Below are 21,299 nucleotides of genomic sequence, written 5' to 3'. Positions count from 1 at the left end.
GCATGAAGCTCCCGAGCCCCGTATTCGATGCGAATGCAACCGGCGGCAAGGATCTCGGCGATCTGCCGGAATGGGATCTGACCGACCTTTACCCCTCTGAGGACAGCGCCGAACTCAAGCGCGACATGGACTGGCTGGAGCAGGAATGCGCCTCGTTCGCCGCCGACTACGAAGGCAAGCTGGCTACCCTCACCGCCGCCGAGCTGCTGACCGCCGTCCAGCGCAACGAAAAGATCAGCGAGATCGCAGGACGCATCATGTCCTTCGCAGGTCTGCGCTACTACCAGATCACCACCGATGCCGGCCGTGCGAAGTTCATTTCGGACTGTCAGGACAAGATCACCGGCTACACCACCCCGCTCGTGTTCTGGAGCCTTGAATTTAACCGCATCGAGGACGAGCACTACAACAAGCTGATGTCCGAAAACATCGAGCTGTCGCGCTACAAGCCCGTGCTCGACCGTATGCGCGCGATGAAGCCCTACCAGCTGTCGGACGAGCTGGAGAAATTCCTGCACGATACCTCCGTCGTTGGCGCGACCGCATGGAACAAGCTGTTTGACGAGACCATCGCCGGTCTGACGTTCAACATAGATGGCGAAGAGAAAAACATCGAAGCGACGCTCGATCTGCTGTCCGAACAGGACCGCGCCGAACGTGAAAAAGGTGCGCGCGAACTGGCCCGCGTCTTTGGTGCGAACATCAAGACCTTCGCCCGCGTCCACAACACGCTCGCCAAGGAAAAAGAGATTGAGGATCGCTGGCGCGGCATGGAAAGCCCGCAGATGTCCCGCCACCTTGCCAACCATGTCGAGCCGGAAGTGGTCGAGGCGCTGCGCACCGCCGTCGTCAACGCCTACCCGCGCCTGTCGCACCGCTATTACCGCCTGAAGGCAAAGTGGCTTGGCCTCGACACGCTGCAAGTCTGGGACCGCAATGCGCCGCTCCCCATGGAAGCCGACCGCACCGTCAAATGGGACGAAGCCGAAAAGATCGTCATGGACGCCTACGGCGCCTTCGATCCGCGCATGTCCCAACTGGCAGAGCCGTTCTTCAACAAGGGCTGGATCGACGCTGCCGTGAAGCCGGGCAAGGCACCGGGCGCCTTCGCGCACCCTACCGTCACGACCGTCCACCCCTACGTGATGCTGAACTACCTCGGCAAACCGCGTGACGTGATGACGCTGGCGCACGAACTGGGCCACGGCGTGCACCAAGTTCTGGCGGCCAAGCAGGGCGAGTTCCTATCGGACACCCCGCTGACGCTGGCCGAAACCGCTTCGGTCTTCGGCGAGATGCTGACCTTCCGCAAACTGCTCTCTGGCGCGAAGAGCGACACCGAGCGCAAGGTTCTGCTCGCCGGTAAGGTCGAGGACATGATCAACACGGTTGTCCGTCAGATCGCCTTCTACGACTTCGAGTGCAAGCTGCACGACGCCCGCAAACAGGGCGAACTGACGCCGGACGATATCAACGCGCTATGGATGTCGGTTCAGGGCGAGAGCCTCGGCGACGTGTTCGAATTCATGCCGGGATACGAGACCTTCTGGGCCTATATCCCGCACTTCGTCCACTCGCCGTTCTACGTCTACGCCTACGCCTTCGGCGACAGCCTCGTGAACGCGCTCTATGCGTCCTACGAACAGCAGGGCGAAGAGTTCAAGGACAAGTACTTCGACCTCCTCTCCGCAGGCGGCTCGAAGCACCACAAAGAACTGCTCGCGCCGTTCGGGCTGGACGCTTCGGACCCTGCCTTCTGGGACAAGGGTCTTTCGATGATCGAAGAGTTCATCGAAGAGCTTGAAGCGATGGAAGACTAAGCAAAGCGCCCCGGACCAATATCCGGGGCGCTTTCTTTATGGGATCGTGACCTCGGCAAGCAGCCCGCGATGGTTGGAGCCGAGGTCATCCCCGAACGCCTCTACCGAAACCAGCCGCGCCCCGTGCCCGACCAGTACTTGGTCGATCGGCACCCCCAGCGCCCCTGCCCCGACGGGCCACGTTGCCACCGGCACCCGTGCGGAATAGAGGTCCGCGCCCTCCATCATCCAACGGACAGGATTGCTCCACGGTGCCGCGTTGAAGTCACCGACGACCAGAACCGGCCCTTCGATCTTCCTCACGCGATTGCGCAGTTGCCATTGTTCGGTCCCCGCGAGGCCATCGAACCACGGCTTCACGAAATGCGCGCCGACAACATTCAGCGCCTGTCCGCCCACTGGCAGCTCGGCTGTGAAATACCGTCCGGGCCGGAGGATGCCGAACGGTTGCCCTTCGGCAGCTGCTCCGCGTCCCAACATGACAACCTCGCAGTGGTCATCGGGGCAATCCGTGATCCAGTCGTAGTTGGCGGCCAGCCGGTCCATATCCGCCACCAGAGCGCCCGCTTCGCCGAGCACCACCAGATCGGGGTTCGCCTCGATGATAGCGTCCACGATGGCCGCAGAATTCTCGACGTTGTCGTAGAGAACGTTGAACCAGAGTACGCGGACCGAGCTTTCCGCATCGACGAACGGCAGCGAATGCTGGCGCTGATCTGCCACCAGAAAACCCAGCGCCGTCAGCGTCACCAGACCCGCCGCTAAAGCCACCCGAATGGCCCCAAGCGCCGCGATCACGCCTGCCAACACCAGCCCGACAATCAACAGGTGGAAAGACAGGCTGTCCATCACCCGCAGGACGGAGTTCGTGTGGACCTCCGACGGCACAAGCCGCGCGAAAGCGCCCAGCCCGACGACCACCACTTCGGTCAGCACCAACGCGCCAACGATACCGTCCCGAACTGCCTGACGCGCCATAATGCCCTCGTTACCCAGCGGCACGTTTACCCGCTCGGCTGCGAGTTACAATCGCATTGCGTGACACATACATGACGCGAGGAATAGTTTGCCCATTCGCCGACACACCCGCTACGCTTTGCCCAAACGGGAGGCGTGTCATGATTAAACGTATTCTACTGACCGTACTTGGCTTCGCGCTGCTGGTCGTCATTTGCTTCTTCGCCTTCGCACCCGGCATCGTGGAAAAGATGCGCAACAACGTCATCGGCCACGATCCCTACAAGGTCTCAGACGAGGCCGCCGCGCTGCACGCTACGCTAACGGTTGGCGACTGGCACGCCGATAGCCTCCTGTGGAACAGGGATCTGACCAAGCGCGGTTCTTATGGGCAGGTCGACCTGCCGCGCCTTGGCGAAGGCAACGTGGCCGTGCAGGTGTTCACCGCCGTCACCAAATCCCCGATGGGTCTGAACTACGACGAGAATGACGCCGATGCGCTCGACAACATCACGCTGTTGTCCATCGGTCAGCTGTGGCCCGTGCGGACGTGGGGCAGCATCTACGAGCGTGCGATGTATCAGGCCGAAAAGCTCCATAAGTTCGAACTGGAAGACCCCGACCATTTGCGGATCGTCACCACAGAAGCCGAACTCGATGAGGTTCTGGCAGCACGCGCCAATGGCGCGCCGCTCGTCGCAGGCATCCTTGGCATGGAGGGCGCGCATCCGCTGGAAGGCGACATTGCCAAGATGGACCGCCTCTGGGACGCGGGCTATCGCCTCATGGGCCTGACGCACTTTTTCGACAACGAGGTCGCCGGTTCGCTGCATGGTCAGGCCAACCACGGCCTCACCGATTTCGGGCGCGAGGTTGTCGCCAAGGCCGAGGCGGACGGCTGGATCATCGACCTCGCCCACGTCAGCCCTCAGGCCGCGCGCGAGGTTTTGGAGATGACCGATGTGCCACTTATCGTCAGTCACAGCGGCATCCACGGGCACTGCGCGGTGAAGCGGAATTTCGAGGACGACCTGATTAAGGATATCGCTGCAACGGGCGGCGTGATCGGCATGGGTTACTGGGCCGAGGTCGCATGCGGTGACATCACGCCCACAGGCATCACGCGCATGATCGTCGCGGCGATCGAGACTGTCGGGGAAGACCACGTATCGCTCGGTTCGGACTTCGACGGTTCGGTCGAAACCGCGTTCGATACGTCCGAACTGCCCGCGCTGACTTCGGCTCTGCTGGACGCGGGACTATCCGAAGATCAGGTGCGCAAGGTCATGGGCGAGAACATGCTTCGCGTTCTGCGGGCGCGCCTGAACTAACGGAAAGGGTCGAGGTTTGCCCCTTGGGCCACCATGCGCTCAAGGACGCGGTCGATCATGCCTTCGGTGCCTGCGTTGATCATCTGCACTTGCAGGAACCAGTACAGAAACGCATCGAACGGCCAATCGCGGGCGAGCGCTTGGTTGATGGCCGGTCCGACTTCTTCGCGCGTTTGTGCCGTAACCGCGCAATGATGCAGGTCCGACCTACCGCATAGGACTGCGGGCACGCCATGGATCATGCCTTCAAGCGCAACGGCAGAGCTGATCGATAGCGTCACCATCGCGGAGGCCAAGATGTCGTGCACGTTGGCGTCTGACACAGTGACGTTCGGGTGCCGTGCAACCAGCGCATCCAACACGCGCTTGTCAGGGCGGGAAATGCCCTTGGGATGCGGCTTGATTACGACCGGCCGCCCATCGGCCCAATCGACAGCCTCGCGCATGATCTGGCGACCGTGAAGGTAGGCAGAACGGGCTAGGATATCGCTATCGCCTTGCAGAAATACCGCAACATGCTTGCTGTCAAAGCTGGTCACTTCCTTAGGCTGGTCGTAGCGGGACATTCGACCGCCAGCGAGCCGGTCGCGTAGGCGCGCGGCAAACATAGTCGCTTCGTCCTCAACATCCGAAGGATCAAACTTAGCATCAATTACCGAGCTCTCGCCGTAAATCCCTTTCGGGTCGGCGTACCAGAACGGAAAAACATAGGCCAAGCCGGTGTTCAGGACATTAGCCTGCTGATGCGTCGCTTGGTGGATGAAATAGAAATGCCCATCGTCCGGATCGGGCGGAAGGTTCAGAGCGCGGCGTTCTTTCAGCCGCGCCCTGTAACCTTTTTCCTGCAATCCCCGCTCGAGACGGCGATAGAACTGCTTCGGATTATGCGACACGGTTTCCAGCATCGCCCGAGGCAGGTGGATCTTGATCTCAGGCGCCATCAGCCGCCGAAATTGTCATGTCGATCATGCGCTGCGTACCACGGCTGAATTCGAGCGGACACGGATAGGCCGTGCCTTCGCGGACCGAACGGCAGAAATTCTGTACCTGAAGCACGTAGTGGTTCGCGCTCGGCCAGCGCTCCATCTGTCGGCCAGCAGTGGTTTCGAGTGTCAGCTCAGCCACATCGTAGACGCCTGCATTGAACGGCGCGGTGAGCGTCAGGTGGCCCTTGGTACCGTGGAATGTGATGTACTGGCGCGGCGCCATACGCATGGAGATCACGCCGCGATAAGCGAACGACGGGAACTCGGCGGTCATCTGGGTGAACACATCGACGCCGTTCTCGCGGGTGATCTGCGAATGCGCGATGGCGGTTGGCTCTTCCCCCGTCACGAAACGAGCCGAGCCGAAGATGTAAACGCCAATGTCCGGCAACGCGCCACCGCCGGTTTCAGGACGATTGCGGATGTTCTCGACGTCGGCTGCGTTGTTGTAGCTGAATACCGTATCCACAAGCGTCAGATCACCGATAACGCCGCTCTGTACCAATTGCTTGGCACGAATGAACTGCGGGTGGTGAACGATCATGTAGGCTTCGGCAGCGAGCTTGCCCGAGGCATCCCGCGCAGCGATGAGGCGGTCGAACTCGCCCTCTTCCATCGCGATCGGCTTTTCACACAGGACGTGCTTGCCCGCTTCGAGCGCCTTCACCGTCCAATCGACATGCAGGTGATTGGGCAGAGGGATGTATACGGCTTCGATTTCGGGATCGGCCAGCAGCGCGTCGTAGTCGGTGTAGACCTTGAGGTTCGGCGCAAATGCCTGAAACGGCTCGGCCTTTTTGGCATCCGACGTTGCGATGGCGGCGAATTCTGCGCCTTCGGCAGCGTGGATTGCGCGAGCCATGAATTCCTTGGCGAAATTAGCCGCCCCCAAAACACCCCATTTAACCGGCTTCATGACTTCCTCCCTGATTACGTTGAGAGGACGCTAGACCGCGCGGCGCGGGAGGTAAAGGCGGACAAAGAAAAGGCCCGCACTTGGCGGGCCTTGTCGGTCATGCGGTTTCGAGCATGCCTTTTTCCTTGGCAAGTTCCTGCATCCTTTTCTGGATTTTCTCGAATGCACGGACCTCGATCTGGCGGATACGCTCGCGGCTGACCTCGTAGCGCGACGACAGGTCTTCGAGCGTGACCGTTTCGTCCGACAGACGGCGCTGAACCAGAATGTCTTTCTCTCGGTCGTTCAGAACATCCATGGCTTCGGCCAGCATGGCGCGGCGGCTGTCCATCTCGTCCTGCTCTTCGTACGCGGTGGCCTGATCGGCGTCCTCGTCTTCGAGCCAGTCCTGCCATTGGGTCGAACTGTCGTCCTCGGTGCCGATGGTCGCGTTGAGCGACGCGTCGCCGCCGCTCATCCGGCGGTTCATTTGCACCACCTCATCTTCGGTCACACCAAGGTCGTTCGCGATGCGCTGCACATTTTCGGGGCGCAGATCGCCGTCTTCAAATGCACCAATACGGGCCTTCGCTTTGCGGAGGTTAAAGAACAGCTTCTTCTGAGCCGAAGTCGTACCGAGCTTCACGAGCGACCACGAACGCAGGATGTATTCCTGAATCGACGCACGAATCCACCACATCGCGTAGGTCGCAAGGCGGAAGCCTTTTTCGGGGTCGAAACGCTTCACCGCCTGCATCAGGCCGACGTTCGCTTCAGAGATTACCTCGGCCTGCGGCAGGCCATAACCACGATAACCCATCGCGATTTTCGCGGCGAGGCGGAGGTGGCTTGTGACCATACGGTGCGCCGACGCGGAGTCCTGGTGATCAACCCAGCGCTTCGCCAGCATGTATTCTTCTTCGGGCTCCAGCATCGGAAACTTACGGATTTCCTGTAGATACCGGTTTAGACCCTGTTCCGGCGACGGAGCCGGAAGATTTGCATAAGTGCTCATTTTCGTCCCCCCTTGGGGAATGTTTAAATCTTTTACATCCATATGGGCGCGCCTAACGAACCGTTCAAGGCGGCGTGCACAGGTATGAACGCAACTTTAGCTGCGATCCGTCGGTGCGCGAGCGATTTTCACGCGTTTCACGCAGACGGGATCACTGTTTCAAAGAGAACCGCCAAGAGCAGAGACAAGTTCCGCCATGTCGTCCGGCAGCTCGGATTCGAACTCCATCCATTCTCCAGTCACAGGATGATCGAACCCCAGCGTCGCGGCATGGAGGGCTTGCCTGTCAAAGCGACCTGCGGCCTCGACACCGGCTTCTCCAACGGCCTTTGCATTAAGTTTACGCTTACCACCGTAAACCGGATCACCGATGAGGCTGTGACCCACATGGGACATGTGCACGCGGATCTGGTGCGTGCGGCCCGTTTCCAGCCAGCATTCGATCAGCGCGGCAGAGGCAGGCTCGCCCAGCGATTCGATGATACGGGCGCGGGTCACGGCGTGACGGCCCTGCTCGAAGCTGACAGCCTGACGCTGGCGGTCGGTCTTGTGGCGGCCAAGGAACGTCTGGATTTTGAGGATATTGCCGGCCTCGAAATTGGTGCCGCGAATACCGTGGATGCGCGGGTCGTTCTGGTCGGGTGCGCCGTAGCAGACCGCGAGATAGCGACGCTCGACCGAGTGCTTTTCGAACTGTGCAGCCAGCCCGTGGTGGGCCTTGTCGTTCTTCGCCGCGACCAGCAGGCCCGTGGTGTCCTTGTCGATGCGGTGCACGATACCGGGACGCTTTTCGCCGCCGATTCCCGAAAGGCTCTCGCCGCAGTGGAACATCAGCGCGTTGACCACGGTTCCGTTCGGCGTACCGGGCGCAGGGTGGACGACCATGCCGGCGGGTTTGTCGATGACGATGAGGTCATCGTCCTCGTAGACTACGCTCAGCGGAATATCCTCGGCCACGATGTCGGTCTCGACCGCTGCCTCGACGGTGATTTCAATCTCTTCGCCGCCAGCAACCTTGAAGCGCGGGTTGGTCACGACCTCCCCTGCGACCTTCACGGCGCCCTCTTCGATCAGCTTGGCCAGTCGCGAGCGGGACAGGTCAGCCTCTGCTGGCACATCACGCGAAAGCGCCTTATCAAGTCGGGCGGGCGGATCTTCCGCAATCACAAAGCTGACAAGGGACGTGGCCATGACGAAGGCTCCCGATGAAATGGATGAACTGCCGCCAGTTGCCGTTTTCCTGAAAAGACTGGTTCTGGCGATGGCGGTCGTGATGATCGCAGGCTTCGTAGTGCTAATTGTAACGCTTGTCACCCGCTTGAACGGCCCGTCGCTGTCGATGCCTAACAGCATCACCCTGCCCGATGGCGTCGAGGCGACGTCGTACACGGTCGGCAACGGATGGTACGCTGTGGTCGCGGGCGACGAAATCCTCGTTTTCAACGCGACAACGGGCGTGATGACCCAGCGGGTTCAGATCAACTATCAGCAGTGATGGGGGATGGTACCACCTCCCCGGCTCGAACGGGGGACCTCCTGATCCACAATCAGGCGCTCTAACCAACTGAGCTAAGGCGGCACTGCGCGGGGATTTACATTCGGTTATCGGGTAATGCAATAGCCCGAAGTCAAAAATTCCGCAGTCTTGCGTCGTCCCGTTCAGGCGCGATACTGCAAACCAAATCAGTCAGGAGCATGACATGGGTATTAACAACGAACGCGAAATCGAAGCGAATCTGCAAATCGGACCGACCAACACCGGCATGGTCCGCCTGTTTATCGAAGCAGAAGGCGGAATCGAGATCCCGATGGACTTCGATCCCGAAGAAGCCGAGGAAATTGCAGAAGAAATCCGCGCTGCTGCACAGGGTGCGCGCGCTATGTCCAAGAAGAAGCGCTAAGCTTCATTCCAGGGTCGCGGGCGGCATGTTGGCGGATCGCCGCATGCCGCGCGAACTTCTGGATCATCACTTTGCGGCGCGCGGCGGCCAGTTTTGTCTCATCCGGCATCCGCATGATTTCTCCGCCGTAGCTGTCGGCGATGATCAGACCTGAGTCGTTAGGAAGCAGCTCGACCGGAAAGTCGGCATCGACCGCCCAGAAAAAACGGTCACACCATTCCAGATAACCCTGCCACTTTTTGTCCGATTGATAGTCGGCGCGGCTGGATTTGCACTCGACGATCCAGATCTCGCCCTTCGGGCCAAGCGCCATCACGTCGACGCGCAAACCGCCCGTCGGGACCAGTTCCTCAACCGTGACGAAGTCATGGCTCAGCAGAAACCGCGAAACCCCGCGGGCCAGCAACTGACCGGGTCTCATCAGGTCGGTTATATCGGGTGTGTCGAGGGCAGCTTGATCGCTCATGGGTTAAAAATGAACATTTAGAGAACATTCGTCAAGTCGATTGGGACTTGAAAGCGAGAAGCCGCAGTACTACCTCAGTCCACGGCGAGCTTCTGCTCTTCACGTACGAATGCGCTAACATTCCAGTGGCCTTAAGCAAATCCGAGGGAGCTGGCTCTGTCTGAGCTCTGGTTTAGTTATCTGGCGCCCACCTGTAATAACAGGTCCTCGGGAATTAAGCGTGTACGGTTGCTGTGGTTCTCGCCACCACTCACTCCGCCGGACGGCGCACAGCGCGCGCCATCGCAAGGACCGACAGTCCTGTCGTAACGGAGTTCAGCCCCAAAACTGCGCCTAGCGCCCAAGCGGCATCGGTCGGCAAAAGTGCAAGCAGCACACCGCCAAGCATGGCTGACGACAGCCCGCTGAGCGCGATCCAGTTCCACCCTGCCCGCGGCTTGCGGCGCATGGCGAGAGCGTATTCGATCGCCCCGTCGATCAAGAAAGCGACTGCGACGATCGCGGTCAGTCCGACCAATCCGCCGCTCGCGACGAAGGATAGGTAGACGCCAACGGCGAGGTATAGCGCGGCAACCGCACCACTCAGCAATCCGTCCGCCAGCTTGCGGGCCCAGATCGCGTTATAGAGCGTGACTGCGCCAATGAGCAGGAAGAACCAGCCGACGACGACCTTGGCGAGCGCTGTAAAGTAGAACGGAAATACAAGAGCAAGCACTCCCAGAATCAACATCGCCACCCCAATCACATTGAGGCGGCGCTTGAGCTTCTGGAGAAACGCGCGCTTCGGATCGCGCCGTACGTTAGGGAATCCCCCGACTGACATCTCAGCCTCGTGGGCGGGTGTAACGGGTGTTGTTGGTGGGGCGGCTCGTCGCTTCGACGCGCACGGGAATCAGTTCGCGCTGAACAAAGCGCTCACGCAGACCACCACCGGGACCATCATCGTCGTCATCATCGTTCATCGTCATGATGTGAACAGCGAACTGAACGCCGGCCAGCACGATGCCGTTGAACAGCCACAGCAGGAACACTGCGAGAGTGCCGACGTCGGTATGGGTAACAAGATGCCGGAGGTTCGCGACGTTTCCATAAAGAAGCGATGCGACGAATACTGCCGAGAGACCGAAGCCAATCAGGACCTGCTTGATGTAGACCTTGATAAGTTCTGGCATGTCAGCAACCTCCGTTAACAACAATGTATGTCGTATAACGGCAGCTACAAGCAATTAATGTAGTTTATTTGTTACGATGCGACCTTTCGCCTACCGATGCCTGATCAGAAGGCGTCGGGGCGTGCCTCGCGTGCCATGTGGTCGAGAACGGCGTTTACGAACTTCGGTTCTTTGCCTTCGGGGAAGAAGGCTTCGGCAACCTGCACAAACTCGACAATGACCACCTTGGGCGGGGTTTCGGCGGCAATGAACTCCGAACCAGCGGCGCGGAAAAGCGCGCGCAGGGTCGGGTCGATGCGGCCCAGCGGCCACTTCGCAACGAGCGCGCGGTCGGTCATCTGGTCGATCTTCGCCTGATTTTCGACCGCACCGTCGATCAGGTTGCGGAACACATCGGGCTCGCCCTCCTGCATTTCCCAGTCTTCGAAGATCTCTCCGAAGCGGAACGTCTCGAACTCCTCGACCACGGATTCCACGGTCTGACCCGCCGCTTCCATCTGGAAGAGGGCCTGAACAGCGAAAAGGCGCGAAGCCGATTTCATCTTGCGAAGTTGGTTGTTCGAAACAGTCATGGGGGCGGGTCCTTCCTCAGCCCTCTCGGGCCATAAGGATGTCGTTGGTAAAGCCGATCGAGCCAGCGCGGCCCCACTTACGCCCCAAGTCGATCAGGTGCAAGGCCGCAGCGGCCGCGCCGCCACCTTTGTTCTGGCCTTCGGGATCGGAACGCACGGCAGCCTGCTCATAGTTTTCGACCGTGAGGATACCGTTGCCGATGCAATGCCCCTGAAGGCCGAGCAGCGTCAGCGCGCGGGACGAATCGTTGCAGACGGTATCGTAATGGGTGGTTTCACCGCGGATGACACAGCCCAGCGCGACATATCCGTCGAAATCCTTCATGCGGGCAGCGATGCCGACAGCGGTCGGCACTTCGAGGGCGCCAGGTACTTCGACCAGCTCCCAAGTGCCGCCAACGGCCTCGATCTCTGCCTTTGCGCCGGCGACCATGCCGTCGGTGATGTCCTTGTAGTAAGGCGCAACGACGATCAGGATTTTGACCGGCTTATCGAAAGTCGGACGTTCGAGTGTGTAGTGGGATGCACCGGCCATGGTTTACTCCGTAATGGGACGAGTGCCGACGATCTCGAGCCCGTAGGCGTCCAGACCGATCACTTTCGGCGCGGGCGAGTTGGTCAGCAGGGTGATTTCAGACAGTCCGAGCGAGGACAGGATTTGTGCGCCAACGCCGTATTGGCGGAGCGTTTTGGGCGACACGTTGTCTCCGGTCGCGATCTGCATGTCGGTATCGCGAAGCAGGACTACCACACCGCTGCCCTCTTGCGCGATCAACTTCATCGAGCGCGAGAATTCAAAGGCGCGCCCCGTTTCTCCCGTCCCGACCATGTCGAGCAGCGGATCGAACGAGTGCATCCGCACCAACGCGGGTTTGTCGGTGGTCACGTCGCCCTTGATCAGCGCGATGTGCTCTGCGCCGTGGGTTTCGTCGGAATAGATCCGCATCTGCCATTCGCCGCCATATTCGGAGGTGATGGTGGTCTCTTCCTTGATCCGCACGAGGTTATCGTGACGGCGCCGGTAGGCGATCAGGTCGCTGATGGTACCGATCTTGAGGTTATGCTGCTTGGCAATCGCAACGAGGTCCGGCAGACGGGCCATGTCGCCGTCTTCCTTCATGATCTCGCAGATCACACCTGCGGGGATAAGGCCCGCCAGACGGGCGATGTCGGTCGCGGCTTCGGTATGGCCGGCGCGAACCAGAACGCCGCCATCGCGGGCGCGCAGCGGGAAGATATGACCGGGCGTCGCGATGTCCTGCGCACCCTTGTTGCCGTCGATAGCTACAGCAACGGTGTGAGCACGGTCGGCAGCGGAGATACCGGTCGAAACACCTTCGCGAGCCTCAATGGACACGGTGAAAGCGGTCTCGTGGCGGGAGGAGTTGGTCGAGGCCATCAGCGGCAGGCCAAGCTGGTCGATACGCTGGCCGCTCATGGTCAGGCAGATCAAGCCGCGCCCGTGGGTGGCCATGAAGTTGATCGCATCGGGCGTACACATCTGCGCGGGAATGACGAAATCGCCTTCGTTCTCGCGGTCTTCATGGTCAACGAGGATGAACATGCGGCCGTTGCGGGCCTCCGAGATGATCTCCTCGATCGGGCTGATGGCATCACGCAGTTCGCGTTCGACAGGTCCGGCGTTCTCGAATTCGGCAGTCATTGTATTCCCCGCAGTCAGATGCCTTGCAGATAAGGCAGGCATCCTCGCAATAAAAGTACGGACGCGACGTTCGGGCTATGTGTCGCGCCGAAGTTTCAGCCCTGAGCCTGTGCGAAGTAAGCCTCGCCACTCATGAAACCGGCCAGTTGACCCGCGGCAACCCACTCGCGCTCGATTGTGCCCTCACCGATCAGCATGAAGCGATCGGCAGAACCCTTGCGCGATTGCACCATAGCACGAAGATCGTCGCGCATGTCGGTCCACTTCGAAGTAAACAGCGGCGCCGCATGGGCCGAGTCGATCCCGTCCAGTTGCGCCACAACCTCGGGCGAGAGCGGACGATGGACGATCGCATTGCGGTCGGCTTTGATCGCCGCGAGCTTCTGCGCCTGCTCTTCGGCCAGTTTGGCCTCTTTGAACAAACGCAGCGCGTTGCTGGAGAACAGGAAACCGATTAGGTCATGCCCCGTCGCAGCGCGGACGCTGGCGTAGGTTTTGTACGGCAGGCCCAGCTCCTTCGCGCGGTTCACGCGCAGGCGCACCACTTCGATGGGCAGCGTCGGCAGCAGGTCGGTGCGGGCTTTCTGCCATGCGAACCTCTGCCATCCGGTCGAGCCGATGGCAGGTCCGCCGTTATGCCCGATGCTGGCCATTAGCCCCACTCACGCAGGCGGGCCACGTAGCGGGCCATCGTGTCGATTTCGAGGTTGATCGGATCGCCGACCTTTACATCGCCCCAAGTCGTCACGGTTTTGGTGTGCGGGATGACATTGATACCAAAGGTCGCGCCGTTGACTTCGTTCACGGTCAGCGAGGTGCCGTTCAGCGCGACCGAGCCTTTCGGCGCGATGAATTTCGCCAGCTCGTCCGGCGCGCGGAACGTCATGCGGGTGCTGTCGCCCTCGTCTCTCAGCTCGATCAGCTCTGCAACGCCGTCGACGTGACCCGAGACGATGTGACCGCCAAGCTCGTCACCGACCTTCAGCGCGCGCTCGAGGTTCAGGCGCTTGCCGACGTGCCACATATTCTGACCGATATTGGTCTTTGAGATGCTCTCGGCACTGATCTCGACGTCGAACCAGTTCTGCGGCTCTGTGCCCAGCGCGATGACCGTCAGGCAGCAGCCGTCACACGCGATCGAGGCACCGATATCGATGCCGTCCACATCGTATTCCGTGCCGATACGGGCGCGCAGATCACCGCGCTGCTCGACTTCGAGAATTTTGCCTACGTCGGTGATGATGCCGGTGAACATCGCGAAACTCCTGCTGATTTGTCCAAACAGGTAGCCACCTTACGCAACATGGGCAAGGCAAAGCCCAATTTTGATCTTATTTCCGATCGTTTCGCAGGTTAAAGTTTCGGCAACTGCAATGAGTTTATACGAAAACGTGCCGAGTAAATCCGAACGCCACTTCCTTTTTCTGCAAGGGCCGCACGGGCCTTTCTTCCACCGCTTGGGGCAGATGCTCCGCAACGCGGGGGCGAAGGTGTCGCGCGTCGGCTTCAACGCTGGCGACCGTGCGTTTTCGTTCCGTGACAGCGGCTTCATCCCCTTCACCCGCTCGCCCGAAGAATGGCCCGAAACCTTCGAAGATCTGGTCGCGGAAAAGGGCATTACGGATATCGTCCTTTATGGCGACACCCGCCCGATCCACGCCAGCGCGGTCGAGATCGCGCGCGCCAAGGGGCTGACCGTACACGTCTTCGAAGAAGGCTATATGCGCCCCTATTGGGTCACCTATGAGCGCGGCGGCACCAACGGGCACTCCCGCCTTATGGACATGAGTATCGACGACATGCGGGCCGCGCTTGCTCTGTCCGACCTCGACGTGCCGGAGCCGCCTGCACGCTGGGGCGACATGCGTCAGCACGTGTTCTACGGCGCGGTTTACCACTGGTTCGTCATGTTCCGGAACCGCCAGTTCAAGAACTTCCAGCCACACCGCGAATTGCCGGTCGCGAAAGAGGCCACGCTTTATACCAAGCGTCTGCTGCTGATGCCTTACATCGCGCTCGACCGTATGCTGGCGACCATGCGCGTGCGGATGGGCGGCTTCCCGTATCACCTCGTGCTGCTCCAGCTCGAACACGATTCCAGCTTCCTCAAACATTCGCCTTTCGAGCGGATGGAGGAGTTTCTGGAGCTTGTCATTTCCGGCTTTGCGAAGGGCGCCGCGTCCCACCATCACCTCGTTTTCAAAGCCCACCCGCTTGAAAACGATCGCTCCCCGACCCGCGCGAACATTGCCCGCATCGCGAAAGAGCACGGCGTTTCGAGCCGCGTTCATTACATCCGCGGCGGCAAACTTGCGCGCCTTCTGGACCATGCGCGGACGGCTGTCACCGTGAACTCCACCGCCGCGCAGCAAGTCCTGTGGCGCTCTATCCCGCTCAAGGTTTTCGGCAGCGCGGTCTATGACAAGCCGGAGTTCGTTTCGACCCTGCCGCTGCCCAAGTTCTTCGAACAACCCGGCCGCCCCGATAACCGCGCCTACCGCGATTACCGCCGCTTCCTGCTTGAAACCAGCCAGATCCCCGGCGGTTTCTATTCGTCGCGCGGCCGCCGTCAGCTTCTTCGGCAGGTGGTCGACATGATGCTTGACGATGAAGATCCCTATGACGCACTCAAGTCGGGAAAGATCGCGCCCCGTCAGGCCCTGCGCATCGTCAGCTGACACGAGAGAACGATCAGGTTTTCGGCGCAATCGCACACTCATGCCGCGACCGAATGGTAGTCCTTTATTTTTTAGGTGAATTTCGTTACCGTCACACTAAAATGTGAGGCAAATAATAACAGGTCGAGGAGACCGAGCAGTGACCACTCTAAGTTTGCGCCTGGCCAGAGGCGCGGCAATGCTGGCCGCAGTTGCATTGTTGGCATCCTGTGGTCTGCCCCGTTCGGGTCCGAACAAGAACGAGATTTTCGCAGGTTCCGTTCTGCGCGAAGGCGACGCTTTCGTGCTGATCGTCGATGACCGCGTAAACCGCATCGCAAGTGTTTCGCCCGCTCTCGGCTTCTCGGCAACCTTCAACAACGCTGGCGTCCTCGGCTCTGACACCATCCAGCCGGGCGACATTCTTGGCCTCACGGTTTGGGAAAACGTCGACGACGGTTTGCTGGTCCCGACCGGCCAGCCCGCGACCGTCCTGAACGAAGTGCAGGTCGACGGTTCCGGCTTCATCTTCGTGCCTTACGCAGGCCGCATCCGTGCGGCGGGCAACACGCCCGAGGGCCTCCGCCAGATCATCACCAGCAAGCTCGAAGACCAAACCCCTGCCCCGCAGGTTCAGGTGCGCCGCCTCGCAGGTGACGGCTCGACCGTCAGCGTCTCGGGCGGTGTCGGCGCGCAAGGCGTCTACCCAATCGAACGCCCGACCCGCACCCTGTCGTCGATGCTCGCGCAGGCAGGCGGCGTCGTGATCCCGCCCGAAATCGCGCAGGTGACCGTCGTGCGCGGCAACACCACCGGCACGATCTGGTACGAGGACCTCTACGACAATCCGCAGGGCGACATCGCCCTCCGCGCGGGCGACCGCATCATGGTCAAAGAGGACAGCCGTACGTTCACCGCGCTCGGCGCGACCGGTGCCCAGAACCGCATTCCGTTCGAGACCAAGTCGATTTCGGCCATAGAGGCGCTCGCGACCGTTGGCGGCCTTCTGTCCGCTGTCGCCGACCCCACCGGCGTCTTTGTGTTCCGCAACGAACCGGCAGAGATCGCGAACCAGCTTCTGGACCGCACCGACCTCATTGGAACGCAGCGTGTCGTCTACATCCTTGACCTCACCCGCCCGAACGGCATGTTCATGGCGCGTGATTTTGCGGTACGTGACGGCGACACAATCTACGTGACCGAAGCGCCATTCGTCCAGTTCAACAAAGTTGTCGCAGCCGCGACCGGCTCGCTCAACGCGGCCACCGCAGCGACCGATATCGCTGGCAACTAATGGATCTACCAGAGTGGATTCCGGCCGCCGCAGGGACAGCCCCGCGGCGGCTTTACGTTTACAACGGCGGTTTCCTGACCCAGCGCCGCATCCGGCGCATCTTGGAACTGTCGGGATATGACATCAGCCTCGGCAAGCCGTCCGAAGGTGATCTAGTCGGTGTTTGGGGCCAGTCGCCGACGTCGCCGCGCGGCGAGGCCGTTGCGAACTACACCAACAGCGAAGTGGTCCGCGTCGAGGACGCATTCCTACGCTCCGTAAAGCCCGGCCGCGATGGCGAACCGCCGTTGGGCCTGCTGATCGACGACCGCGGCGTCCATTTCGACGCGTCGAAGAAGTCGCGGCTCGAAGAGCTGTTGATCGAACATCCGCTTGATGACACCGCCCTGCTCACCCGCGCAAAAGACGGGATCAAGCGCCTCAGGGCCGCGCATCTGTCCAAGTACAGCGCCTTCGACCCAGACACCGCAGTGCCTGAACCCGGCTATGTGCTGGTGATCGACCAGACCGCCGGCGATGCATCGGTGAAAGCGAGCCGCGCCGACCGTAACCGTTTTCTGGAGATGCTGTTTTTCGCGCGAGAGGAGCACCCCCACGCACGCATCATCGTCAAAACCCACCCCGAAACTGCCGCAGGCCACCGCGAAGGGCACTATCAAGACGGTGACGGGCATTTCGAATTCCTGAGCGATCCTGTGTCCCCGTGGCATCTTCTGGAAGGCGCGACGGCGGTCTATACCGTGTCGTCCCAAATGGGCTTTGACGCGATCCTCGCAGGTCACCGCCCCGTGGTTTTCGGCCAGCCGTTCTATGCGGGTTGGGGCCTCACCGACGACCGTATGCCGATTGATCGAAGGCAGCGCAAACTGACCCGCGCGCAGCTCTTTGCCGCTGCCATGATCCTCGCGCCCGTCTGGTACGATCCGTTTCAGGACAAGCTGTGCAGCTTCGAGCGCGCCGTCTCGATCCTTGAAGCCGAAGTCCGTGCGTGGCGCGAAGACCATCGCGGGTGGAGTGCCCATGGTATGCGCCTGTGGAAACGCGGTTCGATGCAGAAGGCATTTGGCCGCTACAAACCGCTGGTGTTCGGAAAGGCTGCGCCTGATCGCCGCCATATGGTGTGGGGCCTGAAGGACGGGCCCGAAGGTGCGGTACGGGTCGAGGACGGCTTCCTGCGATCTCGCGGGCTTGGCGCTGACTTGGTGCCGCCGATGAGCCTCGCGCTGGATACACGCGGGATTTATTACGATCCATCGCGCCTGTCCGACCTTGAACACCTCATCAATACCGCGAGCCTCACGCAGACCGAGCACCGCCGCGTGGAGGACCTGATACGCAGCCTGACGACTGGTGGTCTGAGCAAATATAACCTCGATGGCGCGGGACTGCCGGACCTTCCCGAAGGTCGGCGCATTCTTGTCCCCGGACAAGTCGAGGACGATGCCTCGATCCAGCTTGGTGCGGCTGACATTCGCACAAATGCCGATCTATTGGCGGTAACGCGGGCGGCCAATCCGGATGCGGTGATCCTCTACAAACCCCACCCCGACGTCGAAGCGGGCCTGCGTATCGGCGCTGTCGAGAACCCGATGCAGTGGGCGGACGCGGTGCTTTCGGGTGTGAGTGCTGACGCGGCGCTAAATGCGGTTGACGAGGTCTGGACCATTACCTCCACCATCGGGTTCGAGGCTTTGCTACGTGGCAAAAAGGTCACCTGCCTCGGGCAGCCGTTCTATGCGGGCTGGGGGCTGACAAACGATGCTGCGCCCCATCCTCGCCGCACCGCAAAGCCGGATATCGAGACGCTCGCGCATTGCTGCCTGATCGCCTATCCGCGCTATTTCGATCCGGTCACCGGCCAGCCATGCCCTGTCGAGGTGATCGTCGAGCGGCTCACGAGTGGCGAACTTGGCCCTCAGAAAAGCTCGCTGAAGGCGCTAGCGAAATTGCAGGGCGTCTTTGCCAGCTTCGCCTATCTCTGGCGTTAGCGGCGGCTCCAGCGGCTACAGATATCGCGGCCAACCTGCGTGACTTCGGTCAGGTTGAAACGCGGCGCTTCGCTCAGCGCGTCGATGCCCATCGCGGCCAGCGCGGGCATGCCTTCCGCGCCGATACCCATGCCCGCCGAGAAGACGATCAACTCGTCCACCACATCGTTCAGCAGCAGCGACGCGGCGAGCGTGCCGCCGCCTTCGCAGAACACACGGGTCAGACCCTTTTCGGCCAACCCTTCAAGCGCGGAGACCACCGAAATCTGGCCCTGCTCGACCTTGCAGGAGATGCCAACGACGCCTGCCTCGGCCCACGGGTTCAGGCGATTGCCCGCGTCCTCGCCGTGGCATAGCCAGACAGGAACTTCGTTCGCAGTGCGTGTCAGAATGCAATCCGCAGGCAGGTCCAAACGGCGGGACACGACGACGCGGACGGGCTGGCGGGTCACGCCCATATCGCGGACGGTCAATGACGGATCGTCCGCGCGGACCGTTCCGGCGCCCACCATCACAGCGTCATGTTTGGCGCGCTGCGCGTGAACGAGGCGGCGCGCCTCGGGTCCGGTGATCCATTTGCTCTCGCCGGTCGCCGTCGCGATACGGCCATCAAGCGTGCAGGCAAGCTTCAGCGTCACCCAAGGACGCTTGACCCCAATGCGCGAGAAAAACCCTGCATGATCACGCTGCGCCTCGGCTTCGCGGACACCGACGAGAACTTCGATACCCGCATCTTGGAGGATTTTTATCCCCTGCCCTGCGACACGCGGATCAGGGTCGGTGCAAGCGATCACAACGCGCGCGACACCTGCCTCGACCAACGTCTTCGCACAGGGCGGCGTCTGTCCGTAGTGCGCGCAAGGTTCCAGACTGACATAGGCCGTCGCGCCGCGCGCCCGCTCGCCCGCTTGTTCGAGCGCCTGAGGCTCCGCATGAGGGCGCCCGCCGTCCGCAGTGCGTGCGCGTCCCACAATGATGCCATCCTTGACGATCACGCAGCCAACCGCCGGGTTCGGCCAGACACGCCCCATCCCGCGCCGCCCCAAAGACAGCGCGAGCGCCATGAAGCGGTCGTCGGAGGTCAGGCTCACTGGTCGGTCTTGCTCGACGGTCGCAGCTCGTCGATGAACTTGTCGAAGTCATCGGCAGCTTGGAAGTTCTTATAAACGCTGGCGAAACGGACATAGGCGACTGTGTCGATACGCGCGAGGCTCTCCATCACGATCTCGCCGATGCTGCGCGACGGAATGTCGGTGTCGCCTGTGCTTTCCAGACGGCGCACGATGCCGGAGATCATCTGGTCCAGACGTTCGGGTTCGATCGGACGCTTCTGCACGGCGATGCGGATCGAGCGTTCAAGCTTGTCGCGGTCGAAATCCTCGCGGCGACCGTTGGTCTTGATCACCACGAGATCGCGGAGCTGAACACGCTCGTAGGTCGTGAAACGTCCACCGCACGCAGGACAGAAACGACGGCGACGGATCGCGACGTGGTCCTCGGCTGGTCTGGAGTCTTTGACTTGCGTATCGACATTTCCGCAGAACGGGCAACGCATCGGCTAGGTCCCTCTCACCGTACGGTCCGGAGTTATGCACCGGATATCCACAGGCACCATATGGCGTCTCGCTAGATTTGGATAGGCCATTCTGAAAGTCACATGATGTTGTGACTCTACGGACTCACCATCAACTGCGCGACGACGTTGCGATTGTGCGGACGCGACCGATGTTCGAACAGGTAGATGCCCTGCCACGTGCCGAGCGCAAGCTGCCCGTCGATCAACGGAATGCTCAGCGAAATGGGGAGCATCGCGGCCTTGATATGCGCAGGCATGTCGTCCGGCCCCTCGTAGGTGTGGGTCAGGTAGGACATCGACGGATCGGTGGTCGGCGGCACGAGGCGGTGGAAATATTCGCGCATATCCACTTGCACTTCGGGGTCGGCGTTTTCCTGAATGAGCAGCGAACAAGACGTGTGCTGCACGAACAGCGTCAGCAGACCTTCGTCTGCTCCGGTGCCGCTGGCCCAACGGGTCACGTCGCGCGTGAATTCATAGAGGCCCGCGCCCCGCGTCGAAATCCGGAAAGTTGTGTGCATCAGCCCTTGCAGTTCGCAGCCCAAGTCTGGCTCGTTATACACCAGAGGAGGCCGAGGTCTTCGCGCAAATTCATCAATGGATAGAAAGTGTTGGTCAGGACCGAGCCCTTATCACAGGTCAGGTCGGCCAACACATTGTCGCCCTGCGCGACCGTAATGCCGCCCTCTGCCACGCCGGACATGTCCATTTTGTCGATCGACCACCATACTGTGTAGCTGGTGTCCACATTAAGGAAGGTCACGCTCTCGCTCTCATACCGCCCGATGCCGGTCCACGGCTGCAAATTGACGTCGAGCGCATGTTGGACAAGCGACATCTCGGGATTGCCATGCTGCGGGCCGTAGGCATAGCCCGCAAGTTCGCCGACGGTGTAAACCTGTACGACCTTGTCGCCGCCCCTGAAGGTGCAGGTGAACATGCTTTCGGCAGTGTCCGCCTTTGCGGCCATCGGGAAAAGCAGAACGGCGGCTAACAGAATGCGCAT

General features: G+C 60.9%; 24 protein-coding genes and 1 tRNA gene. 7 read left to right on the top strand and 18 right to left on the bottom strand.

Annotation, left to right across the window (positions count from 1 at the left end; all coding sequences use genetic code 11):
• Nucleotides 1-2 precede the first annotated feature (2 nt).
• Nucleotides 3-1,820 (top strand): M3 family oligoendopeptidase, encoded by a 1,818-nt coding sequence (locus tag HCZ30_RS01600; protein WP_167636010.1) that lies wholly within the window; start codon nt 3-5, stop codon nt 1,818-1,820.
• Nucleotides 1,821-1,856: 36 nt separating this feature from the next.
• Here the strand turns inward: HCZ30_RS01600 and HCZ30_RS01595 are convergent, their stop codons facing one another.
• A complete protein-coding gene (locus HCZ30_RS01595) occupies nt 1,857-2,798 on the bottom strand; it encodes an endonuclease/exonuclease/phosphatase family protein (RefSeq protein WP_167636009.1) in 942 nt (313 codons plus the stop codon).
• A gap of 140 nt (nt 2,799-2,938) precedes the next feature.
• Here HCZ30_RS01595 and HCZ30_RS01590 point away from each other — a divergent pair, with 140 nt between their 5' ends.
• Nucleotides 2,939-4,108 carry a dipeptidase gene (locus tag HCZ30_RS01590; protein ID WP_167636008.1) on the top strand — a complete coding sequence of 390 codons (1,170 nt, stop codon included), beginning with the start codon at nt 2,939-2,941 and terminating at the stop codon, nt 4,106-4,108.
• Here the strand turns inward: HCZ30_RS01590 and HCZ30_RS01585 are convergent.
• The 4 genes from HCZ30_RS01585 to HCZ30_RS01570 form a co-directional block, all read right to left on the bottom strand.
• Complete coding sequence (locus HCZ30_RS01585; protein ID WP_167636007.1) at nt 4,105-5,049, bottom strand: hypothetical protein; 945 nt, start codon at nt 5,047-5,049, stop codon at nt 4,105-4,107. The two genes, HCZ30_RS01590 and HCZ30_RS01585, sit on opposite strands and share 4 nt — an antisense overlap.
• On the bottom strand, nt 5,039-6,010 hold the full coding sequence (locus tag HCZ30_RS01580) for a Gfo/Idh/MocA family protein (protein WP_167636006.1): 972 nt from the start codon (nt 6,008-6,010) through the stop codon (nt 5,039-5,041). Before HCZ30_RS01580 ends, HCZ30_RS01585 begins: the two co-directional genes overlap by 11 nt.
• A gap of 97 nt (nt 6,011-6,107) precedes the next feature.
• Nucleotides 6,108-7,004, bottom strand: a complete 897-nt coding sequence (gene rpoH / locus HCZ30_RS01575) for an RNA polymerase sigma factor RpoH (protein ID WP_167636005.1) — start codon at nt 7,002-7,004, stop codon at nt 6,108-6,110.
• Nucleotides 7,005-7,163: 159 nt separating this feature from the next.
• Nucleotides 7,164-8,195 carry an RluA family pseudouridine synthase gene (locus tag HCZ30_RS01570; protein WP_167636004.1) on the bottom strand — a complete coding sequence of 344 codons (1,032 nt, stop codon included), beginning with the start codon at nt 8,193-8,195 and terminating at the stop codon, nt 7,164-7,166.
• On the opposite strand from HCZ30_RS01570, the gene HCZ30_RS01565 reads away from it, so the two are divergent.
• Nucleotides 8,194-8,499, top strand: a complete 306-nt coding sequence (locus HCZ30_RS01565) for a DUF6476 family protein (RefSeq protein ID WP_246212513.1) — start codon at nt 8,194-8,196, stop codon at nt 8,497-8,499. The genes HCZ30_RS01570 and HCZ30_RS01565 overlap by 2 nt on opposite strands.
• Before the next feature lie 7 nt (nt 8,500-8,506).
• On the opposite strand, the gene HCZ30_RS01560 is transcribed toward HCZ30_RS01565, so the two are convergent.
• Nucleotides 8,507-8,583, bottom strand: a tRNA-His gene (locus tag HCZ30_RS01560).
• A 121-nt stretch (nt 8,584-8,704) separates the two neighbouring features.
• On the opposite strand from HCZ30_RS01560, the gene HCZ30_RS01555 reads away from it, so the two are divergent.
• Complete coding sequence (locus HCZ30_RS01555; protein WP_167636003.1) at nt 8,705-8,905, top strand: DUF6324 family protein; 201 nt, start codon at nt 8,705-8,707, stop codon at nt 8,903-8,905.
• On the opposite strand, the gene HCZ30_RS01550 is transcribed toward HCZ30_RS01555, so the two are convergent.
• The 8 genes from HCZ30_RS01550 to HCZ30_RS01515 all read right to left on the bottom strand — a co-directional run bounded on the left by HCZ30_RS01550 (nt 8,883) and on the right by HCZ30_RS01515 (nt 14,033).
• The gene (locus HCZ30_RS01550; protein WP_167636002.1) at nt 8,883-9,371 is read right to left on the bottom strand and encodes an MmcB family DNA repair protein; all 489 of its coding nucleotides are present in this window, start codon (nt 9,369-9,371) and stop codon (nt 8,883-8,885) included. The genes HCZ30_RS01555 and HCZ30_RS01550 overlap by 23 nt on opposite strands.
• 250 nt (nt 9,372-9,621) lie before the next feature.
• Nucleotides 9,622-10,194 (bottom strand): HdeD family acid-resistance protein, encoded by a 573-nt coding sequence (locus HCZ30_RS01545; protein WP_281352588.1) that lies wholly within the window; start codon nt 10,192-10,194, stop codon nt 9,622-9,624.
• Between the two features lies 1 nt (nt 10,195).
• Entirely contained in the window at nt 10,196-10,543 is a 348-nt protein-coding gene (locus tag HCZ30_RS01540; RefSeq protein WP_167636000.1) for a hypothetical protein, read from the bottom strand.
• 104 nt (nt 10,544-10,647) lie between these two features.
• Nucleotides 10,648-11,115, bottom strand: coding sequence for a transcription antitermination factor NusB (gene nusB / locus HCZ30_RS01535; RefSeq protein ID WP_167635999.1), 468 nt, complete (start codon nt 11,113-11,115; stop codon nt 10,648-10,650).
• 16 nt (nt 11,116-11,131) lie between these two features.
• Nucleotides 11,132-11,650, bottom strand: coding sequence for a 6,7-dimethyl-8-ribityllumazine synthase (locus HCZ30_RS01530; protein ID WP_167635998.1), 519 nt, complete (start codon nt 11,648-11,650; stop codon nt 11,132-11,134).
• Between the two features lie 3 nt (nt 11,651-11,653).
• On the bottom strand, nt 11,654-12,778 hold the full coding sequence (gene ribB, locus HCZ30_RS01525) for a 3,4-dihydroxy-2-butanone-4-phosphate synthase (protein WP_167635997.1): 1,125 nt from the start codon (nt 12,776-12,778) through the stop codon (nt 11,654-11,656).
• Nucleotides 12,779-12,873: 95 nt separating this feature from the next.
• Nucleotides 12,874-13,431: a hypothetical protein gene (locus HCZ30_RS01520; RefSeq protein WP_167635996.1), complete on the bottom strand. Its 558-nt coding sequence runs from the start codon at nt 13,429-13,431 to the stop codon at nt 12,874-12,876.
• Nucleotides 13,431-14,033, bottom strand: coding sequence for a riboflavin synthase (locus tag HCZ30_RS01515; protein ID WP_167635995.1), 603 nt, complete (start codon nt 14,031-14,033; stop codon nt 13,431-13,433). The genes HCZ30_RS01520 and HCZ30_RS01515 overlap by 1 nt, the downstream gene beginning before the upstream one ends.
• Before the next feature lie 118 nt (nt 14,034-14,151).
• Between HCZ30_RS01515 and HCZ30_RS01510 the strand changes: the two genes are divergently transcribed.
• The 3 genes from HCZ30_RS01510 (at nt 14,152) to HCZ30_RS01500 (ending at nt 18,717) form a co-directional block, all read left to right on the top strand.
• Nucleotides 14,152-15,456 carry a capsule biosynthesis protein gene (locus tag HCZ30_RS01510; RefSeq protein ID WP_167635994.1) on the top strand — a complete coding sequence of 435 codons (1,305 nt, stop codon included), beginning with the start codon at nt 14,152-14,154 and terminating at the stop codon, nt 15,454-15,456.
• A gap of 178 nt (nt 15,457-15,634) precedes the next feature.
• Entirely contained in the window at nt 15,635-16,729 is a 1,095-nt protein-coding gene (locus HCZ30_RS01505) for a polysaccharide biosynthesis/export family protein (protein WP_167635993.1), read from the top strand.
• Nucleotides 16,729-18,717 (top strand): capsular polysaccharide biosynthesis protein, encoded by a 1,989-nt coding sequence (locus tag HCZ30_RS01500; protein ID WP_167635992.1) that lies wholly within the window; start codon nt 16,729-16,731, stop codon nt 18,715-18,717. The genes HCZ30_RS01505 and HCZ30_RS01500 overlap by 1 nt, the downstream gene beginning before the upstream one ends.
• Here the strand turns inward: HCZ30_RS01500 and ribD are convergent.
• From ribD to HCZ30_RS01480, 4 genes are all read right to left on the bottom strand, one after another.
• Complete coding sequence (gene ribD / locus HCZ30_RS01495; RefSeq protein ID WP_167636253.1) at nt 18,714-19,781, bottom strand: bifunctional diaminohydroxyphosphoribosylaminopyrimidine deaminase/5-amino-6-(5-phosphoribosylamino)uracil reductase RibD; 1,068 nt, start codon at nt 19,779-19,781, stop codon at nt 18,714-18,716. The two genes, HCZ30_RS01500 and ribD, sit on opposite strands and share 4 nt — an antisense overlap.
• Before the next feature lie 23 nt (nt 19,782-19,804).
• Complete coding sequence (gene nrdR / locus HCZ30_RS01490; RefSeq protein ID WP_167635991.1) at nt 19,805-20,272, bottom strand: transcriptional regulator NrdR; 468 nt, start codon at nt 20,270-20,272, stop codon at nt 19,805-19,807.
• Nucleotides 20,273-20,388: 116 nt separating this feature from the next.
• Complete coding sequence (locus tag HCZ30_RS01485; protein WP_167635990.1) at nt 20,389-20,814, bottom strand: secondary thiamine-phosphate synthase enzyme YjbQ; 426 nt, start codon at nt 20,812-20,814, stop codon at nt 20,389-20,391.
• Nucleotides 20,814-21,299 (bottom strand): hypothetical protein, encoded by a 486-nt coding sequence (locus tag HCZ30_RS01480; protein ID WP_167635989.1) that lies wholly within the window; start codon nt 21,297-21,299, stop codon nt 20,814-20,816. The genes HCZ30_RS01485 and HCZ30_RS01480 overlap by 1 nt, the downstream gene beginning before the upstream one ends.

The sequence above is a fragment of the Marivivens donghaensis genome, assembly GCF_011806565.1.
GTDB classification, from domain to species: Bacteria; Pseudomonadota; Alphaproteobacteria; order Rhodobacterales; family Rhodobacteraceae; genus Marivivens; species Marivivens donghaensis_A.
This window is presented reverse-complemented; position numbering and strand designations above follow the sequence as displayed.

Coding starts and splice junctions, on each gene's coding strand:
- HCZ30_RS01480 (WP_167635989.1), bottom strand. CDS start 21,299: ATGCGCATTCTGTTAGCCGCCGTTCTGCTTTTCCCGATGGCCGCAAAG.
- ribB (WP_167635997.1), bottom strand. CDS start 12,778: ATGACTGCCGAATTCGAGAACGCCGGACCTGTCGAACGCGAACTGCGT.
- HCZ30_RS01485 (WP_167635990.1), bottom strand. CDS start 20,814: ATGCACACAACTTTCCGGATTTCGACGCGGGGCGCGGGCCTCTATGAA.
- HCZ30_RS01590 (WP_167636008.1), top strand. CDS start 2,939: ATGATTAAACGTATTCTACTGACCGTACTTGGCTTCGCGCTGCTGGTC.
- HCZ30_RS01595 (WP_167636009.1), bottom strand. CDS start 2,798: ATGGCGCGTCAGGCAGTTCGGGACGGTATCGTTGGCGCGTTGGTGCTG.
- HCZ30_RS01540 (WP_167636000.1), bottom strand. CDS start 10,543: ATGCCAGAACTTATCAAGGTCTACATCAAGCAGGTCCTGATTGGCTTC.
- nrdR (WP_167635991.1), bottom strand. CDS start 20,272: ATGCGTTGCCCGTTCTGCGGAAATGTCGATACGCAAGTCAAAGACTCC.
- HCZ30_RS01570 (WP_167636004.1), bottom strand. CDS start 8,195: ATGGCCACGTCCCTTGTCAGCTTTGTGATTGCGGAAGATCCGCCCGCC.
- HCZ30_RS01500 (WP_167635992.1), top strand. CDS start 16,729: ATGGATCTACCAGAGTGGATTCCGGCCGCCGCAGGGACAGCCCCGCGG.
- HCZ30_RS01585 (WP_167636007.1), bottom strand. CDS start 5,049: ATGGCGCCTGAGATCAAGATCCACCTGCCTCGGGCGATGCTGGAAACC.
- rpoH (WP_167636005.1), bottom strand. CDS start 7,004: ATGAGCACTTATGCAAATCTTCCGGCTCCGTCGCCGGAACAGGGTCTA.
- HCZ30_RS01580 (WP_167636006.1), bottom strand. CDS start 6,010: ATGAAGCCGGTTAAATGGGGTGTTTTGGGGGCGGCTAATTTCGCCAAG.
- HCZ30_RS01510 (WP_167635994.1), top strand. CDS start 14,152: ATGAGTTTATACGAAAACGTGCCGAGTAAATCCGAACGCCACTTCCTT.
- HCZ30_RS01555 (WP_167636003.1), top strand. CDS start 8,705: ATGGGTATTAACAACGAACGCGAAATCGAAGCGAATCTGCAAATCGGA.
- HCZ30_RS01505 (WP_167635993.1), top strand. CDS start 15,635: ATGCTGGCCGCAGTTGCATTGTTGGCATCCTGTGGTCTGCCCCGTTCG.
- HCZ30_RS01565 (WP_246212513.1), top strand. CDS start 8,194: ATGACGAAGGCTCCCGATGAAATGGATGAACTGCCGCCAGTTGCCGTT.
- HCZ30_RS01545 (WP_281352588.1), bottom strand. CDS start 10,194: ATGTCAGTCGGGGGATTCCCTAACGTACGGCGCGATCCGAAGCGCGCG.
- HCZ30_RS01600 (WP_167636010.1), top strand. CDS start 3: ATGAAGCTCCCGAGCCCCGTATTCGATGCGAATGCAACCGGCGGCAAG.
- nusB (WP_167635999.1), bottom strand. CDS start 11,115: ATGACTGTTTCGAACAACCAACTTCGCAAGATGAAATCGGCTTCGCGC.
- HCZ30_RS01530 (WP_167635998.1), bottom strand. CDS start 11,650: ATGGCCGGTGCATCCCACTACACACTCGAACGTCCGACTTTCGATAAG.
- ribD (WP_167636253.1), bottom strand. CDS start 19,781: ATGGCGCTCGCGCTGTCTTTGGGGCGGCGCGGGATGGGGCGTGTCTGG.
- HCZ30_RS01515 (WP_167635995.1), bottom strand. CDS start 14,033: ATGTTCACCGGCATCATCACCGACGTAGGCAAAATTCTCGAAGTCGAG.
- HCZ30_RS01520 (WP_167635996.1), bottom strand. CDS start 13,431: ATGGCCAGCATCGGGCATAACGGCGGACCTGCCATCGGCTCGACCGGA.
- HCZ30_RS01550 (WP_167636002.1), bottom strand. CDS start 9,371: ATGAGCGATCAAGCTGCCCTCGACACACCCGATATAACCGACCTGATG.